We start from the raw sequence: 16,903 nt of genomic DNA on the forward strand, positions 1-16,903 counted from the left end.
ACCGCCGGGCAACGACCCGGCCCGAGGAGAACGCCATGCACGACCTCATCATCGAGGGCGGCACCGTCGTCGACGGCACGGGTGCGCCGGCCTATACCGGCGACCTCGTCATTGACGCCGACCGCATCACCACCATCACCCGCACGCGCAGCACCGCCCGCGCGCGCCGGCGCATCAAGGCGGATGGTCTGACCGTGACGCCGGGCTTCATCGACCCGCACACGCACTACGACGCGCAGTTCTGCTGGGACGGCCTGCTGACCTCGTCGCCCGAGCACGGCGTCACGACGGTCGTCACCGGCAACTGCGGCGTCGGCCTCGCCCCCGCCCGGCCGGACCTGCACGACGTGCTGATCGGCGATCTCGTGCACGTAGAGGGCATGCCCGAGGAGGCGCTGCGCCGCGGCGTCGACTGGCGCTGGCAGACGTTCGGCGAGTACCTCGACGCCATGGACGCGGGCGGGCTAGGCATCAACGTGGCCGGTCTCGTGGCAATGACGCCGCTGCGGCACTGGGTGATGGGCGCGGCGGCGCGCGAGCGCGCAGCGACACCTGCCGAAGCCGCCGAAATGGCGAGCGTGTTCCGGCAGGCCATGCAGGACGGCGCGTTCGGCTTCTCGACCACCGTGCTCGGCATCCACGTCGGCCACGAGGGCAAGCCGCTCGCCTGCCGCCACGCCGATCACGGCGAGTACCGGGCGCTCGCCCGCGTGCTGAACGAACTCGGCCGTGGGGCGATCGAACTCACCGTCACGCCCACCGACACGGTGTCCGAAGCGCAGCGCGAACTGTTGGCGCTGCTGGTCGAGGAAAGCGGCCGGCCGGTCACCTACGTCGGCAGCTTCAACACGCCCGGCACGGGCGACACCTACATCCAGAAGATGGCGGCGCTGACGGATCTGACCGGCCGGGACCGCCTCGTGCCGCAGACCACCTGCCACCCGATCAAGTTCCAGTTCCACCTCAGGAACCCGTTCATCCTCGGGCTTTTCGAGTGCTGGCGGCCGGTAATGGCGATGTCGCTAGCCGACAAGGTCCGCACCTACCGGTCGCCGGAGTTCCGCGAGCAGTTCCGCCGCGACATCCTGAAGAACGAGGCGCTGCGGGCGGATTTCTGGGACCGCGTGCGCCTCGTCGACGGCGACAGCGCGGCCACGCTGAAGCTGGCCGAGTCCAAGCACACCGTGGCCCGCATGGCGGCGGACGCCGGCCGCGACCCGGTGGACCTGATGTTCGACATTGCGTTTGCGGACGAACTCGGCGCCATCTTCGAACTGGTGGCGCTCAATCACGATGCCGCCGAGGTGGTACCGCTGATCAAGGACCCGCGCCTGCTGATTGGCCTTTCCGACGCCGGTGCGCACGTGGACATGATGTGCGACGCCGGCTACGCCACCTACATGCTCGCCCGCTGGGTACGCGAGCAGAAGGTGCTGACCATGGAAGACGCCGTGCGCCGCCTCACCGCCGAGCAGGCCGAGTTCTTCGGCATCCCCGGCCGCGGCACCCTCAAGCCCGGCTGGTACGCGGATCTGGCGCTATTCGACGCCGCGCGCGTGCGGCCGCTCGAATCACAAAAAGCCTTCGACCTGCCGGGCGGCGGCAAGCGCTGGGTGCAGCATGCCGAAGGCGTGGCCGCCACCGTCGTCAATGGCGCCGTGCTGTACGAACACGGCGAGCACCAGGGGCCGATGCCGGGCCGGGCGCTGCGCAGCGGGGAAGTGGTCCAGTAAGGCGCGCCCTGGCCGGTCGCCTACCGCCCGCGCAGGCGACCGGCCACCTCATAGCCCTCGCGCGTGACGCGAAAGATCTCAGCGTCGGCGCTGTTGGCCGACAGCAGGCCCGCCGCCAGCAGCTCCCGCAAGGCGCCTTCCCACACCGCACGCGTGCGCGGGCTCTGGTCGGGCAGCAGGTTCCTGTCGCCGGCGGTGAGTTCCGAACCCCCGCCGTAATGCACAAGCGTCACCACGCCGCCGGGATCGGCCGCTGCCTCACGCAGCACCACCTGCGCCTCGGCCGACAGCGCTTCGGGACCGAATGCCGACGTTCCATCCGCCTCAGCGTCCGTCGGCTCGCGCGGCGCGGCCTGAAACATCGCCGCTGCAAACCCGACCACGCCGGCGAACAGCAGCACGAACACACCAAGCCGTGCCCGCTCCGAGGCGCGGGCAAAAAACACGTAGGCCAGCGCCGCGAGCGCCACCACCAGCAGGGCGAGGATGCCAAGCTCGCTCTGCGCCGCGGCGGCGATGATCTGCGGCAGTTGCTGCGCCAGGCTATCCATCCGCGCCTCCCCTCCCCCGGGACGCGCCGATCACCGCGCCCGTGCTCCGGTCGGGACGCGATGTTGGCCGCCGGAAAGCGCGCTTCGCGATCGACGCGAGCGGCGCCGCCTCACCCACCCGCCAACTGCGAGCGCAGCATCTTGCGGCTCACCTTGCCGGTGTTGCCCTTCGGCAGTTCGTCCATGAAGCGGTACTCGCGCGGGCGGGCATAAGCCGCAAGATCGGTCTCGTGCACGAAGGCGTCGAGGTCTTCGGCGGTCACCGGCGCGCGTGTCACCACGCACGCGACCACGCGCTGGCCCCAGCGCTCGTCCGGCACGCCGATGACGGCCGCCTCGCTCACCGCCGGGTGGCGCATGACGGCGTCCTCGACGGCGGACGGCAGGATGTTGATGCCGCCGGAGATGATCATGTCGTCGATGCGCCCGCGCAGGTACACGTAGCGGTCCGCGTCGATCATGCCCATGTCGCCGGAGTGCCACCACGGGCCCTCGAACACCTTGCGCGCCAGCGACGGCCGGTACCAGAAGCCGACCGCCACCGACGGGCCGCGGATCAGCACCTCGCCCTCCTCGCCCGGAGGCAGCACATCATCAGCCGTGCCGCCCGGTTTGATGACGCGCACGTCGCCGTTCAGCATCGGCCGGCCGACGCTGTCGATGCGCGCTTCGTCCTCGAGGTCGCTCGGGAACATCACGGTGCCGGCCGAGCACGAGCCGGACTCGGTGCTGCCGTAGATGTTGAAGATGTTGGGCGACACGCGCGCCTTGATCTCGCGCAGCGTGGCGGTGTCCATCGGCTCGCCGGCGAAACCGGCGGACGTGATGGATGACAGATCGAATCCGTCCAGGCCGTGCCGCAGCAGCATGCGCCACATGGTCGGCGCCAGGAACGCGTGCGTGCAGCGCTCGTTCTGCACCGCCTCCAGGAACCGCCGCGGGTCCCAGTGCGGCAGGAACACCACCTTGCTGCCGGCGTTGATCACCGGCAGCGTCACGTTGTACCAGCCGATGAAGGCGGTCGACATCATGTTGCACATGGCGTCGGACGGCATCATGCGCCACAGGTAGCTGCCGCCGCGGGCGCTTTCCATCAGCGTGCGGTTGCTGTGCATCACGCCCTTCGGCAGGCCCGTGGTGCCGGACGACAGCGCGATGATGGCCAGGTCGTGCTCGTGGATGTCCATCGGCTCGAAGTCGAGCCGGTAGTTTTCGAGATCGCGCGGCAGGACAGGATCGGCGCCCGCGTCGCGCGCCTCCGGCGGCGTGTGCGGCGACACCACGCGCACGAAGCCCGTGATCAGCGGATTGCGCGTGCGCAATTGGTCCGCCAACTCCGCGAAGGCGCCGTCGTACACCAGCACGCGTGGCGACAGCTCCGTCAGCACCGCGCTCAGCGTGCCGACCGACTCGCGCACGTGCAGCGCGGACGGAATGGCGCCGATCTCGAACGCGCCGAACAGCGCCACCACGTGCTGCACAGAGCCCACCGTGAGCAGCGCCACGCGGTCGCCCTTGCGAACGCCAAGCGCGTGGTACAGCGCCGCGCAGCGCTGCACCTGGGCGCGCAGCTGCGGGTAGGTGTAGCGGAACAGCTCGTCCACCACCCGCTCGCCTTGCGGGAACCAGTCGGCCGCCCGGTGCAGCATGTCGCGCAGCGTGACATCGCGTGTCGCCATCGTCCCCTCCAGCTTGGTTTCAATCGCCTGATCGTTCGTTTAGGATGAATCTTGCGGACGGCGCCGCCGAGCGTCAACCGCCCGCAGAACAAGAAGCACCGGGCAGCCGCCGACGAGCGAGGGGAACCCCATGACCCGCGACGAGTTCTATCGCGAAGCCGACCCCGACAGCCGCGGCCCGCTGGCCGGCTACCGCGTGCTGGAAGTGACGCAGGCCGTGGCCGGCCCGGTGGTCGGCACCGTGTTCGCGGACCTCGGCGCCGACGTCCTGCGCTGCGAGCTGCCCGGCCAGGGCGACATGACGCGCTGGATGGAGCCCTTTCTCGACGGGGATCTCGACGGGGGCCGCAACCCGAACGCCGCCTGCTGGCACATGTCCGTGAACCGCGGCAAGCGCGCGGTGACGCTCGACATCCGCACACCGGACGGCCAGGCGATCTTCCGCGATCTGGCGCGCGAGGCCGACGTGCTGGTCGAGAACTTCACGCCGGGCTCCATGCAGGCCCTCGGCCTCGACTACCCGGCCATCCGCGCCATCAACCCGGCCGTCGTCTATGTGTCCGTCAGCGGCTTCGGCCAGTGGGGACCGCTCAGCGCCATGCGCGGCGTGGACACGGTGGCGCAGGCGGTGTCCGGCATGATGTCCATGAACGGCGTGCCGGGCGGCGACCCGCTGATCTCGACCGCCAACCTCATCGACCACCTCACCGGCTGGCAGGGCGCGATGGGCGCAATGGCGGCGCTGCTGCACCGCGAGCGCACCGGCGAGGGCCAGTACATCGACGTGGCGCTGGCCGACACGGCGATCTACGCGAGCGACCAGCGCATCATGGCCGCCCATAACGCCGGCCGGCAGTGGCCGCGCATGGGCAACAGCATCGACCTTGGCGCGCCCATGAACTGCTACCGCTGCCGCGACGGCGGCCACGTGTTCCTGTTCGCCATCCTGGACACGCTGTGGCCGCGCGTGTGCGCCGTGATGGGTCGCGAGGATCTGATCGACGACCCGCGCTGCAACGGCATGCGGGCGCGGGCGCAGAACCGCGAGTTCGTCGATCAGATCACCGCCGACTGGGTGGCCGCGCACGACCGGGACGATGTGGTGCGCCGCCTGCAGGCGGCCGGCGTCAGCGTCGGGCCGGTCCTGGACCACACGGAAGTCGCGCAGTACGAGCAGTTCCTCGAACACGAGAGCGTCATCGACATGCAGCACCCGCGCTACGGCACGCTGCGTACCTATGGCGTGGTGCCCAAGTTCTCGCGCACCCCGGCGCGCGTGCGTGGCCCGGCGCCGGACATGGGCCAGCACAACGATACGGTGTACGGCGACGAACTCGGACTCGACGCCGCGCGCCTGGCCGATCTCAGGGCGCGCAACATCATCTGACCGCCAGGGAACAACGCATGGCACAAGCCGCGACCAAAGCCCAGCCGGCCGCGTACGCGGGCACGCTGATCTCGGCCGAGTCCTACCTCACCGAGCCCGCCGACCTGTGGCAGCAGGCACTGCCGGCGCAGTGGCGAGACCGGGGGCCGCAGGTCACGCGAGGCGCGCGGGGCGATCAGTTCGAGATCGACGGCGTGGCGCCCCGTCCGCTCGGCCTGCCCGCGCCGCTGACGCAGTTGTCCCGCATCGGCATTGACGTCGGCGCCGGGTACGAGGCCGGCTGCTACCGGCAGGCGTCCCAGGATCGGGACGGCGCCGCGCGACTCGCCTGGCAGCGCGCCGCCGGGCTCGCGGCCGAGGTGCTGTACCCGACGCTCGGCCTGCTCGTCACCACGAGTCCAGACGCGCAGCTCCAACAGCTGTGCTGCCGCGTCTACAACGACTGGCTCGCCGCCTTTTGCGCCGCCGATCCCAAGCGCCTCAAGGGCATGGCGCTGCTGCCGGCGAGAGCGGAAATGGCTGACATCGTCGCCGAGATCGAGCACGCGGCGGCGCTCGGCCTTGCCGGCGTGGTGCTGCCGGCCAGGCACGCCGTCACGCCCTACAACATGCCGGCGTGGGACGCCGCCTGGGCGGCAATGCAAGCACACCGTCTTGTGTGCGCCGTGCACCTTGGCCCGGAGGAAGGCGCCGCGCTATCGCCCACCGGGCCCGGCGCCGGCGGCATCCTGCTCAGCACCGGCAAGTACGAACTGAACGAGTTCCTGCAGATGATCGTCTGGGGCGCCGGCGCGCAGCGCTTTCCGGGCCTGCGCTTTGGCCTGGTCGGCAGCGGCGCCGGCTGGCTCGCCACGCAGATCAACCTCATGGATCACTGGTGGAGCGACCACAAGGGCTGGATGGAGCCGCGCCTGGCGCACGCGCCGAGCCACTTCTGGCACCAGCAGGGCTTCGCCACACTGCGGGCGGACACCGCGGGTCTTGCGACGCGGCAGATCATCGGCACGCAAAACCTGCTGTGGGGTCTTGGGCCGGACGCCGCCACCGATGCACTCGGCAGCGAACTGAATGCGCTGCCCGACACCGACGCCGCAGCGATCGCCAGCGGCAACGCGGCGCGGCTGTTCGGCATCGAGATTTAAGAGGACACGCCCATGCACGCCCGCTACGAACAGGTGACCGAGCCCTATCAGCAGCGCATCCTGTCGGCGGATTCGCACATCGTGGAGCCGCCGGACCTGTGGACCACGCGCATGGACCGCCAGTGGCGCGAGCGCGCGCCGCGCATCGAGGCGCTCGACGAGACCGGCGACTACTTCATCATCGACGGCATGCGCCCGCGCCCGCTGGCCTTTGAGGGGCCGATGGCGGACATCAAGGCGGCCGGGCTCGAAATCCCGGCGCCCAAGGGCTACCGCTACGCGGACCACATCCGCCCCGGCTGTTACGACCCCGACGCGCGCATGCAGGATCAGGACATCGACGGCGTGGCCGGCGAGCTGATCTACCCGGGTCTCGGGCTGTTCATGGCGCTGGCGCCGGACGCGGACTACCAACTCGCCGCCTGCCGCGTCTACAACGACTGGCTGGCGGAGTTCTGCGCCGCCCATCCGCGGCGCCTGAAAGGCATGGCGGTGCTGCCGACGGCGGGTGAACTGCGCCGGTCGGCCGACGAGGCGGAACGCTGCCGCAAGCTCGGCCTGGTCGGCGCCATGCTGCCGATCGTGGCGCCCAACCGGCCCTACAACCTGCCGGACTGGGACGTGCTGTGGGAGCGCCTTGAGGCACTCGCCATGCCCTGCTCGCTGCATGTCGGCGGCGGGCAGGAGACCTTCGGCCGCTACCGGGGGCCGGGCGCGGGCGCGCTCATCGTGTGCGGCGGGCGCTTTGACTTCAACATCGCGCTGCAGCAGGTGATCTGGGGCGGCGCGCCGCAGCGTTTCCCAGGGATGAAATGGGTCATCACCGAGGGCGGCATCGGCTGGATCGCCGCCGCGCTCGGCCACGCCGACGCCTGGTGGCACGAGGGCCGGGCGCGCGGGCAGTGGATGGACCCGCCGCTGCCGCAGCCGCCGAGCTTTTATTTCCGGCGCAGCTTCGCAGCCACCTTCGAGGACGACCGCGCCGGCATCCTCACGCGCGAGGTCACCGGCGTCGAGACGCTGTTGTGGGGTTCCGATTACCCGCACACGGAAGGCGTGTGGCCGTTCTCGCGCAAGCAGATCGCACACGATTTCGCCGGCATTCCGGCCGCCGACACGCAGCGCATCGTGCACGACAACGCGGTGTCGATCTTCGGCTTCCCGACCGCCTGACCGGGCCGCGGCCAGGCACTTTCATCCGCACCAGGAGCACACCGTGGGTCCACTGAAGGGCATCAAAATCATCGAAATGGTCGGCCTCGGGCCGGGACCGCTGTGCGCCATGATGCTGGCGGACATGGGTGCGGAAGTAATCCGCGTCGACCGGCCGGGCGGCAATATGTTCAGCGGCGCCAGGGCGGACATCCTCGGCCGCAACCGCAAGTCGCTGGCGGTGGATCTGAAGCACCCGGACGGCATCGCCACGGTGCTGAAACTGGTCGAGCAGGCCGACGCGCTGATCGAGGGCTTTCGCCCGGGCGTGATGGAGCGTTTGGGCTTGGGGCCCGACGCGTGCCTTGCCCGCAATCCCAGGCTCATCTACGGCCGCATGACCGGCTGGGGCCAGGACGGCCCGCTGGCGCAGGGCGCCGGGCACGACATCAACTACATCGCGCTGGCTGGCGCGCTGCACGGCATCGGCGAGAAAGGCGGCCGGCCGATCCCGCCGCTGAATCTGGTCGGCGACTTCGGCGGCGGCGGCATGTTCCTGGCATTCGGCATCGCCTGCGGACTGATCGAGGCCAGAAACTCCGGCCAAGGCCAGGTGATCGACTGCTCCATGGTGGAAGGCAGCGCCGTGCTGATGGGCATGTTCTACGCCATGCACCAGGCCGGCATGTGGCGGGACGAGCGCGGCAGCAACATGCTGGACGGCGCCTCGCACTACTACAACACCTACGAGACCGCCGACGGCAAGTGGGTGTCCGTGGGCGCCATGGAGCCGCAGTTCTACGCCACGCTGATCCGTGAGACCGGCGCCGATCCCGATCTGTTCAAGAACCAGCACGACGCGCGCGCCTGGCCGCAGCTCAAGGAAGAACTGGCGCGCATCTTCAGGACCAAGACCCGCGACGAATGGTGCGCGCTGCTGGAAGGCGGCGACGCGTGTTTTGCGCCGGTGCTGTCGCTGGCCGAGGCGCCCAACCATCCGCACAACGTGGCGCGCGAGAGCTTCGTCGAGGTGGACGGCATGCTGCATCCGGCGCCGGCGCCACGCTTCAGCCGTACGCGGCCGCAAATCGCCCACGGCCCGCGGCCGGTGGGGGCGGACAGCGAGCAGATCCTCGCCGGCTGGGGGTTTGGCGCCGGAGAAATTGCACAGCTTCTGACCAGCGGCGCGGTGGCCGGGCCGAAAGCCGGCTGAGCACTCCGCTCTGCGATACGGTTGGCCGCCGCCACTCGCCAACCACCGCCACCCGATGAGCCAATCCGACGCCGCGCGCTGGGAAGCGCGCTACCAGGCCGGCACCGCCGCCTACGCCGCCCAGCCGTCCGCGTTCGTGCTCGACTGGTTGCCGCGCCTGCCGCGCGGGCGGGCACTCGACGTGGCCTGCGGCCTTGGCGCCACCGCCATCGCACTGGCCGAGGCGGGCTTCGACGTCACCGCCGTCGACATCGCGCCGACGGCGCTGGCGCGCGCCCGAACAGAGGCCGAGCGGCGCGGCGTGACCGTGGACTGGCAGTGCGCGGACTTGTCGGACCTGCGCTTGCCGCCGGCGCAGTACGACCTCATCGTCAACATCCATTACGTGAACCGGGACCTCACCGCCCAGTTCGCGGAAGCCCTACGCCCCGGTGGCCACGTGCTGTTCGAGCAGCACCTGCGCTGGCCGACGCCGGTGGACGGGCCCGGCTCGGACCACTTTCGCCTGCGCCCGGGCGAACTGCGGCACCTGCTGTGGCAGCTCGACATCCTGCATTACGCGGAAGGGCCGTTCGATGGCCGTGACGGCGAGCGGCTTGCGCTGGCGCGGGCCGTCGGCCTAAAGCACCACTGAGCGTGCCGCCCCGCCGTGCATGCGGCGGCACGTAAAATCGTCACGCACCTTCACCTCGACACCCTTACTTACGGCAATGGACAGCAGCGATCTGAACGTCATCCGCGCCCTGCTGGACTGGGTTCGCGCCGGCGCGCGGGCGCACCTGGTCACGGTGGTGCAGACCTGGGGCTCGTCGCCGCGGCCGGCGGGCTCGCTGCTCGCCGTCGGCGGGCCGGGCCAGCTCATGGGCTCGGTGTCCGGCGGCTGCGTGGAAGACGACCTGATCGCCAAACTGCGCGAGGGCCGGCTGGCCGCCGCTGGCCCCGAGCGGGTGACCTACGGCATGACGCGCGAGGAAGGCGAGCGCTTTGGCCTGCCCTGCGGCGGCACGCTGGAGCTGGTGTGCGAGCCGATCTGCGACGCCGCCGCGCTGGGGCCGGTACAGGACGCGCTCGCCGAGCGCCGCGCCGTCTGCCGCGAGCTTGATCTCTACTCCGGCGCGAGCCGTCTGCTGCCGGCCGACACGCACACCGCCGCCTGCCAGGTGAAAGGCGGCGTGCTGCGCAAGGTGTTCGGCCCGCAGTGGCAGCTCATCATCATCGGCGCGGCCGAGCTGTCGCGCTGCATCGCGCAGCTCGCGCAGGCGCTCGACTACCACGTGGTGGTGTGCGACCCGCGCCCGGACTACGCCGCGGCCTGGGACGTGCCGGGCACGGAAGTGGTGGCCGGCCTGCCGGACGACGTGATCCGCGCCCGCGTCACCGACAAGCGCTCGGCGGTCATCACGCTCACGCACGACCCGCGTGTCGATGACATGGCGCTGATCGAGGCGCTGGAATCGCCGGCGTTCTACGTCGGCGCGCTCGGTTCGCAGCGCACCACGGACAAGCGCCTTGAACGCCTGCGCGAACTCGACGTGCCGGACGCGGCCATCGGCCGTTTGCACGCACCGATCGGCCTGCCCATCGGCTCGCACGCGCCGATGGAAATCGCAGTCGCCATCGCCGCGGAACTGATCGCGGCCCGCAACGGCGCGCTCGCCACCGCGCGCGCGGGTCTGCTCGACAACGCCACGCGCAAGGCGGTAAGCGCCGCGTGACGACGCCGACCGTCGGCATCCTGCTCGCCGCCGGCGCCGGCACGCGCTTTGGCGGCGGCAAGCTGCTGGCGCCGCTGCACGGCCAGCCGCTGGTGCTGCACGCGCTGGCGACACTGCAAGGCGCGGTCGACGAGGTAATCGCCGTGGTTCGACCGGGCGACGAGGCGCTGCACGCCGTGCTGCGGGACGCCGGCGCGCGATTGGTGCTGTGCGGGCGCGCCGCCGACGGCATGGGCTTCAGCCTGGCCTGCGCCGCGCGCGAGGTGCCGGCTGGCCACCCTGTCCTGATCGCGCTCGGCGACATGCCGGCAATCGCGGTGCCCAGCGCGCGCAAGGTGCGGGACGCGCTCGATACGGGAGCCGCCATTGCCCTGCCGGTGTATCGAGGCCGGCGCGGCCACCCGGTGGGGTTTGCGGCGCACTTCGTGCCGGCACTCGGGGCGCTGCAGGCCGATCAGGGCGCGCGTGCGCTGCTGCACCGACACGCCGAGCAGATCCGGGAGCTTCCGGTCGACGACGCCGGCATCCTCACCGACATCGACACCCCGGCCGACCTGACCGCCGCGACCGGTCAGCTGGCCCGACTTCGGTCAAGTCCAGGCTGAAAAGACCCGCATTCCTTCATGCGCGCCTGGCCCGTGCGGTATCCTTGCGCACCGTGGCTGGCCTACACGCCAGTTCACGCACCTGCTTCTTCCCCCACCAGGTTCAGGCACCCCCCCGATCATCACGACCGGGGCGCGATGGTGCGTTTGTCCACGTAGCCGGAGGTCTGTCATCACCCCTGTCGAATCGTTCACACGTCACGCTCACGGCCGGCAGCACCCGTCGGCATCCTCTCACTGGACAAGGAAAGTCATGTTCAAACCATCCACAACCGCTCTGGGCGCGCTCGCGCTGGCGGGATTCCTGACCCACGCCCAGGCGGCCGATGTCGCCGAAGGCACCGTCATCAGTGCGGCCAACATCGATCAGATCAAGTCCCAGACGTTCGCAGGCAAGCCGCTTTCGGACCTCATCCTGCCGACGCAGGAAAAGATGATCCGCGAGTTCGGCTTGCAGATGCGCCTGCGCAAGACCGAGGCGATGCAGGTCGACCCCAAGCTGGTCGCCGCCACCAAGGAAAACGCTGGCAAGGCCAGCATCGGGGCGGACAAGAAGCTGCAGGGCTTCGTCACCGGCATGCCGTTCGCCAGCATCGACGCGGCCAACCCGGCCGACGGCGCCAAGCTGGCATACAACTTCATGCGCGGCGCCTGGTACGCCGACGTGGTGGACTACAACCCGATGTACTTCGCGCTGATCAACGGCCAGAAGGGCTTCGAGCGCGAGCAGCACTGGCGCTTCGCCCGCTACCTCGCCGACGGCGCGCTGAACCCGGCGCTGACGGACCCAAAGGGTGAAATTGCCAAGTACGAGGTGGTGCTGAACAAGTACCCGAACGACTCGCGCGGGCTTGGCGTGCTGACCGTGCAGTACACCGACGCCCGCCTGCCGGATGTGTATGCCTACGTGCGCAGCGTGCGCCGCGTGCGGCGCCTGTCCAGCAACGCCTGGGCGGATCCGCTGTCCTCCACCGACCTGCTGAACGACGAGTCGTTCGGGATGAGTGCGGACCCATCCTGGTACGAGGGCTGGAAGCTGGTCGGCAAGCGCTGGATCCTGGCCTCGGCACACTCGACTATCGCCGTCTCCGGAACCGCCAACGAGCGCTTCCCGATGATCGACATGACCAAGGCACCGTACTGGAACATCCTGGACGACTGGGAGCCGCGCGAGGTGTACGTGGTGGAGGGCACGCCCGGCCAGGGCCACCTGCTCAGCCGCAAGGTGCAGTACTACGACGCCGACATCCACGCGCCGATGCTGCACTGGCAGGAGTTCTACGACAAGAAGAACGAGCTGTGGCGCATCGAGAACTGCAACTACCGTCCGACCAAGCGCGACGACGGCAGCATGGCGCCGACCGTGACCTACGTGCCGGTGTATGACCTGCAGCGTCTGCACGCCACCATCGTGTTCGCCGACCCGAAGGGCCGGCACAACTACAAGGACGCCAAGGCAACCGAGTTCACGCCGGATGCCATTCCGCGTCTGATCAATTGATTGGACGCCGGGGCGTCCCGCCCCGGATGGGATGCGCGGCGTAACTCCGCGCCTCCCGGACCGCCTTCCAGCCGCGCGGCTGGTCAAACGCCCGCCGGCCCTCGTGGCCCGCGGGCGTTTTTTGTGCCCGCCAGCCGGCTCCGGCGGGTGCTATGTTTCGCCCGCACCAAAGCAACACGCGCACCCGAGGAGACCCCGTGGACAAGTCCGAGTTCTTCGCCAATGCCCGCCCAGACACCCAGGGCCCGTTGACCGGCCTTCGCGTGCTGGAGGCCACCAACTACGCGTCCGGCCCGGTGTGCGGAATGATCCTGTCGGACCTCGGCGCCGAGTCCATCAAGTGCGAGCTGCCGGGCACGGGTGACCCCAACCGCTTCGTGCCGCCGTTCATCCGCGGCCAGCGCGACGGCGAATCGTCGGTGGTCTACAACAGCATGAACCGCGGCAAGCGCTGCGTGACGCTCGATTTCCGCAAGCCCGAGGGGCAGGCGCTGTTCCGGCGCCTGGCGGCCCGGGCCGACATCCTGATCGAGAACTTCGCGCCCGGCACCATGGACGGCTGGGGTCTCGGCTACGACGCCATCCGCGCCATCAAGCCGGACATCATCTACACGTCGATCTCGGGCTTTGGCCTGTACGGGCCGCTGTCGCACAAGCGCGGTTTCGATCCGGTCGGTCAGGCCATGGGCGGCCTCATGAGCGTCACCGGCGAGGCCGGCGGGCGCCCGCTGCGTGCCGGCACGGTGATCGCCGACGACATGGCCGGCTGGCAGGCGGCCATCGGCACGCTGGCCGCGCTGCATCATCGCAACGCCACCGGCGAGGGCCAGCGTATCGATGCCTGCCTCACCGACTCGCAGCTGTATGCCACCTCGTACGGCATCATGGCGGCGGCCGAGTGCGACTACATCTGGCAGCGCTCCGGCAACGCCATCGGCGGCGGCGCGCCGATGAACACCTACCGCACCGCGGACGACCACTGGCTGTGCCTGTTCGCGCCGTTCGAGAAGCAATGGCAGGCGCTGTGCGCGGTAATGGGCAAGCCTGAACTCGCCAGCGACCCGCGCTGCAAGGACTGGGACGCGCGCGTCGCCAACGCCGAATTCGTGGACCTAGAGGTCGCCGCCTGGATCGCCACGCAGACCGCCGCGCAGGCGGAAGCCACGCTGGAGGCCGCCGACATCGTGGCCGCACCGGTGATGGACTTCGGCGAGATCGTGAACTTCCCCCACTACCAGGCCCGCGACATGATCGTGAAGGCGGAGCACGCGGTGCACGGCCCGATCACGCACTACGGCGTCGCCACCAAGCACTCGCGCACGCCGGGCGGCGTGCGCCGGGCGGCGCCGCTGCTGGGCGAGCACAACGCCGAGATCCTCGGCGGCGAGCTCGGTCTCGGCGAAGCGGATCTGGCCGACTTGAAGTCGCGCAAGATCATCTGACATGCCCCGCCCGCCGCGGCTGCTGGACCTGATCGGCGCGCTCATCGGCACGCCGTCGGTCAGCAGCTTCGAGCGCGGTCTCGACCGCGGCAACCGGGCGGTGATCGACCGCCTCGCCACCTGGCTCGAAGACCTCGGCTTCGCGGTCGAGATTCAGGACTTGGGCACCGATCCGGCCAAGGCCAACCTCATCGCGACCTTGGGCTCGGGCGACGATGGCCTGGTGCTCGCCGGCCACACCGACACGGTGCCGTGCGACCCCGCGCTGTGGCGGCGCGACCCGTTCACCCTGCACGAGGCGGACGGGCGGCTGTACGGCCTTGGCACCGCCGACATGAAGGCGTTTCTGGCGCTCGCCATCGAGGCCGTGCGGGACATCCGCGACACGGACCTCAAGCGCCCCCTCGTGCTGCTCGCCACCGCTGACGAGGAAAGCGGCATGCTGGGCGCCCGGCGCCTGGTGGAGGCCGGCCGGCGGCTTGGCCGGCACTGCATCGTCGGCGAGCCGACGGGCCTGAAACCCATTCGCCAGCACAAGGGCATCTTCGACGAGCGCATTCGTCTCGTCGGCCGCAGCGGCCACAGCAGCGACCCCGCGCTCGGCAACAGCGCGCTCGAAGGCATGCATGCCGCCATCGGCGCCCTGCTCGCCTGGCGGGACGAACTCCAGACCCGCTACCGCGACCCGGCGTTTGCGGTGCCAGTGCCGACGCTGAACCTCGGCCACATCCACGGCGGCGACAACCCGAACCGCATCTGCGGCGCGTGTGAACTGACGCTGGACCTGCGACCGCTGCCCGGCATGGACACGGCCGCGCTGCGCGAAGAACTGCATGAACGTGTTCTTAAAGCCGTGGCGCCACGCGGGCTGACAGTGGAATTCGAGGCCATCTTCGACGGCCTGCCGCCGATGGCGACCCCCGCCGACGCCCACGTGGTGCGCCTTGCCGAACAACTCGCCGGCCACGCCGCCGGCGCGGCGGCCTTCGGTACCGAGGGGACGTACTACAACGCGCTCGGCTGCGAGACCGTCATCCTCGGTCCCGGCGACATCGCCCAGGCGCACCAGCCGGACGAGTACCTCGCACTCGACCGGCTCGCCCCGACCGTCGCGCTGCTGCGCGAGGCGGTGCGGCGGCTTTGTTGCTGAGTTCCCTCACCGTCAAACTTGGCCACCGAAGGCCGACCTGCCTCCTGGGTATTGATGTCGATCAAGGGTGCGAGCCCCCGCTCCCGACACGCGTCAACAGCCCCCACGCGCACCTTGCAGACACTGCCGCCAGGCCCGCAGGGAGCGGGCGATGCGAACAGTGTTTCGCCAACCCAGAGGTGCATTCGAATGACTGTTAACAAGAACACTGCCGTTGCTGCACTGGCCGGTGCGATGGCTCTGGCCGGTGCCGCACCTGCCACGGCTTTCGAGACCGGTGACTGGCTGGTCCGTGGCCGCGTGATCGCCGTCGACCCGCGCGAGGACAGCGGTACGGTCAAGAGCAGCGTGGCCGGGCCGATCGCCGGCAGCGGTGTGGGGGTCGATTCCAGCGTGGTGCCGGAAGTCGACTTCACCTACATGCTGACGCCGAGCTGGGGCCTCGAACTGATCCTCGCGTCGAGCGAGCACGATGCCTACGGCACGGGCTCCGTGGCCGGGCTCGGCAAGCTGTTCGACGCCCGCACCCTGCCGCCGACACTGACCGTGCAGTACCACTTCAACACCAACGGCACGGTGCGGCCGTACGCCGGCATCGGCCTCAACTACACGCTGTTCTTCAACGAGGACGCGACGTCCGACTTCAAGATCGCGATGGGCGGCAAGGCCGACGTGGAGCTTAACGACTCCTGGGGTCTCGCGGCCAACGTCGGCGTGGACTACGCCATCAACAAGGACTGGTTCATCAACGCCGACGTGAAGTACATCGACATGGACACCGAGGCCACCATCACGACCAACGCACTGGGTCGCCTGAAGGTGGACGTGGACATCGACCCCTGGGTGTACGGCATCGGCATCGGCCGGCGCTTCTGAGGCCCCGACTTCCGTCTTGTAACCCCAGCGCGGACGCCACGCCGTCCGCGCTGGGCGCGTCCAGTCACCGTCGCCAGGCCACCCAGGCGGCCATCATCAGGCCCTGGAAATACCGCGTCGGCGGGCCGAAACCGGCGTCGGCGAGCAGGCCCGCGAGTTCGTCGTCGGCGACCGGCCGCGCCTCGGCCAGGCGCGGCGCCATGCGTTCCTCCACCGCGGCGTGCGGCAGGCCGCCCAGCACCTGCAGGGCCTTCCAGGCGTCGAGCACGGCGGCGGCGTTGCCCTCGCGATACAGGCTCGCCAGCAGCAGCGGCGCGCCGGGTTTCAGGCGCTCGGCAATCGCGCCGAGCAGCGCCGCCCGCGCGGCGTCGTCTTTCAGGAAATGCAGCACCAGGATCAGCGTGCCGGCATCGTAGGGTGACGATGCCGGCAGGGTCTGGGCGTGCCCGGCTACCAGCGCCACGCGGTCCAGCACGCCGGCCTGCTGCAAGCGTGCGCGGGCCTGTGCCAGCATGTCGGCGGATGGGTCGGCGCCCACAAATCGCCACTGCGGCCCGGCCGTGGCCAGACGCGCAATTTCCTCCCCCGTGCCGGCGCCCACGCACAGCACGCGCGCCGCATCCGGCAACTGCGCGCGCAGCACCGCGGCGGACAGCTCGTGCAGCGTGTCGTAACCCGGCACCAGAGTGCGGATACGCCGCTCGTAGTCGCCGGCGCCGGCGGTGAAATCGTGCTGCGGGGTGTTGGGGGAAACCAT

15 protein-coding genes are annotated in these 16,903 nt (G+C 70.0%); 12 read left to right on the plus strand and 3 right to left on the minus strand.

The window, feature by feature from the left end; all coding sequences use genetic code 11:
• Positions 1 to 35 precede the first annotated feature (35 nt).
• Positions 36 to 1,733, plus strand: a complete 1,698-nt coding sequence (locus tag AB7F93_RS09095) for an N-acyl-D-amino-acid deacylase family protein (protein WP_428302583.1) — start codon at positions 36 to 38, stop codon at positions 1,731 to 1,733.
• A gap of 20 nt (positions 1,734 to 1,753) precedes the next feature.
• Here AB7F93_RS09095 and AB7F93_RS09100 read toward each other — a convergent pair whose 3' ends face one another.
• The gene (locus AB7F93_RS09100) at positions 1,754 to 2,284 is read right to left on the minus strand and encodes a hypothetical protein (protein ID WP_428302584.1); all 531 of its coding nucleotides are present in this window, start codon (positions 2,282 to 2,284) and stop codon (positions 1,754 to 1,756) included.
• A gap of 110 nt (positions 2,285 to 2,394) precedes the next feature.
• On the minus strand, positions 2,395 to 3,963 hold the full coding sequence (locus AB7F93_RS09105; RefSeq protein WP_428302585.1) for a class I adenylate-forming enzyme family protein: 1,569 nt from the start codon (positions 3,961 to 3,963) through the stop codon (positions 2,395 to 2,397).
• A gap of 130 nt (positions 3,964 to 4,093) precedes the next feature.
• Here AB7F93_RS09105 and AB7F93_RS09110 point away from each other — a divergent pair, with 130 nt between their 5' ends.
• From AB7F93_RS09110 to AB7F93_RS09160, 11 genes are all read left to right on the plus strand, one after another.
• Positions 4,094 to 5,350, plus strand: coding sequence for a CaiB/BaiF CoA transferase family protein (locus AB7F93_RS09110; RefSeq protein ID WP_428302586.1), 1,257 nt, complete (start codon positions 4,094 to 4,096; stop codon positions 5,348 to 5,350).
• Between the two features lie 17 nt (positions 5,351 to 5,367).
• The gene (locus AB7F93_RS09115) at positions 5,368 to 6,492 is read left to right on the plus strand and encodes an amidohydrolase family protein (protein WP_428302587.1); all 1,125 of its coding nucleotides are present in this window, start codon (positions 5,368 to 5,370) and stop codon (positions 6,490 to 6,492) included.
• Between the two features lie 12 nt (positions 6,493 to 6,504).
• Positions 6,505 to 7,665 carry an amidohydrolase family protein gene (locus tag AB7F93_RS09120; RefSeq protein ID WP_428302588.1) on the plus strand — a complete coding sequence of 387 codons (1,161 nt, stop codon included), beginning with the start codon at positions 6,505 to 6,507 and terminating at the stop codon, positions 7,663 to 7,665.
• A 43-nt stretch (positions 7,666 to 7,708) separates the two neighbouring features.
• The gene (locus AB7F93_RS09125; protein ID WP_428302589.1) at positions 7,709 to 8,857 is read left to right on the plus strand and encodes a CaiB/BaiF CoA transferase family protein; all 1,149 of its coding nucleotides are present in this window, start codon (positions 7,709 to 7,711) and stop codon (positions 8,855 to 8,857) included.
• 55 nt (positions 8,858 to 8,912) lie between these two features.
• Positions 8,913 to 9,491 (plus strand): class I SAM-dependent methyltransferase, encoded by a 579-nt coding sequence (locus AB7F93_RS09130; protein WP_428302590.1) that lies wholly within the window; start codon positions 8,913 to 8,915, stop codon positions 9,489 to 9,491.
• 76 nt (positions 9,492 to 9,567) lie between these two features.
• A complete protein-coding gene (locus AB7F93_RS09135) occupies positions 9,568 to 10,572 on the plus strand; it encodes an XdhC family protein (RefSeq protein WP_428302591.1) in 1,005 nt (334 codons plus the stop codon).
• Entirely contained in the window at positions 10,569 to 11,177 is a 609-nt protein-coding gene (locus AB7F93_RS09140) for a nucleotidyltransferase family protein (protein ID WP_428302592.1), read from the plus strand. Before AB7F93_RS09135 ends, AB7F93_RS09140 begins: the two co-directional genes overlap by 4 nt.
• Positions 11,178 to 11,430: 253 nt before the next feature.
• Positions 11,431 to 12,678: a DUF1329 domain-containing protein gene (locus tag AB7F93_RS09145; protein WP_428302593.1), complete on the plus strand. Its 1,248-nt coding sequence runs from the start codon at positions 11,431 to 11,433 to the stop codon at positions 12,676 to 12,678.
• Positions 12,679 to 12,875: 197 nt separating this feature from the next.
• The gene (locus tag AB7F93_RS09150) at positions 12,876 to 14,120 is read left to right on the plus strand and encodes a CaiB/BaiF CoA transferase family protein (RefSeq protein ID WP_428302594.1); all 1,245 of its coding nucleotides are present in this window, start codon (positions 12,876 to 12,878) and stop codon (positions 14,118 to 14,120) included.
• A gap of 1 nt (position 14,121) precedes the next feature.
• Positions 14,122 to 15,270, plus strand: a complete 1,149-nt coding sequence (gene argE / locus AB7F93_RS09155; RefSeq protein ID WP_428302595.1) for an acetylornithine deacetylase — start codon at positions 14,122 to 14,124, stop codon at positions 15,268 to 15,270.
• A 189-nt stretch (positions 15,271 to 15,459) separates the two neighbouring features.
• Positions 15,460 to 16,146 (plus strand): OmpW/AlkL family protein, encoded by a 687-nt coding sequence (locus AB7F93_RS09160; protein ID WP_428302596.1) that lies wholly within the window; start codon positions 15,460 to 15,462, stop codon positions 16,144 to 16,146.
• Positions 16,147 to 16,210: 64 nt separating this feature from the next.
• Here the strand turns inward: AB7F93_RS09160 and AB7F93_RS09165 are convergent, their stop codons facing one another.
• Positions 16,211 to 16,903 (minus strand): class I SAM-dependent methyltransferase, encoded by a 693-nt coding sequence (locus tag AB7F93_RS09165; protein ID WP_428302597.1) that lies wholly within the window; start codon positions 16,901 to 16,903, stop codon positions 16,211 to 16,213.

It is taken from the genome of Immundisolibacter sp., assembly GCF_050250495.1.
In the GTDB taxonomy this organism is placed as follows: domain Bacteria; phylum Pseudomonadota; class Gammaproteobacteria; order Immundisolibacterales; family Immundisolibacteraceae; genus Immundisolibacter.

Coding starts and splice junctions, on each gene's coding strand:
- AB7F93_RS09160 (WP_428302596.1), top strand. CDS start 15,460: ATGACTGTTAACAAGAACACTGCCGTTGCTGCACTGGCCGGTGCGATG.
- AB7F93_RS09095 (WP_428302583.1), top strand. CDS start 36: ATGCACGACCTCATCATCGAGGGCGGCACCGTCGTCGACGGCACGGGT.
- argE (WP_428302595.1), top strand. CDS start 14,122: ATGCCCCGCCCGCCGCGGCTGCTGGACCTGATCGGCGCGCTCATCGGC.
- AB7F93_RS09115 (WP_428302587.1), top strand. CDS start 5,368: ATGGCACAAGCCGCGACCAAAGCCCAGCCGGCCGCGTACGCGGGCACG.
- AB7F93_RS09100 (WP_428302584.1), bottom strand. CDS start 2,284: ATGGATAGCCTGGCGCAGCAACTGCCGCAGATCATCGCCGCCGCGGCG.
- AB7F93_RS09105 (WP_428302585.1), bottom strand. CDS start 3,963: ATGGCGACACGCGATGTCACGCTGCGCGACATGCTGCACCGGGCGGCC.
- AB7F93_RS09110 (WP_428302586.1), top strand. CDS start 4,094: ATGACCCGCGACGAGTTCTATCGCGAAGCCGACCCCGACAGCCGCGGC.
- AB7F93_RS09120 (WP_428302588.1), top strand. CDS start 6,505: ATGCACGCCCGCTACGAACAGGTGACCGAGCCCTATCAGCAGCGCATC.
- AB7F93_RS09145 (WP_428302593.1), top strand. CDS start 11,431: ATGTTCAAACCATCCACAACCGCTCTGGGCGCGCTCGCGCTGGCGGGA.
- AB7F93_RS09165 (WP_428302597.1), bottom strand. CDS start 16,903: ATGGTTTCCCCCAACACCCCGCAGCACGATTTCACCGCCGGCGCCGGC.
- AB7F93_RS09135 (WP_428302591.1), top strand. CDS start 9,568: ATGGACAGCAGCGATCTGAACGTCATCCGCGCCCTGCTGGACTGGGTT.
- AB7F93_RS09130 (WP_428302590.1), top strand. CDS start 8,913: ATGAGCCAATCCGACGCCGCGCGCTGGGAAGCGCGCTACCAGGCCGGC.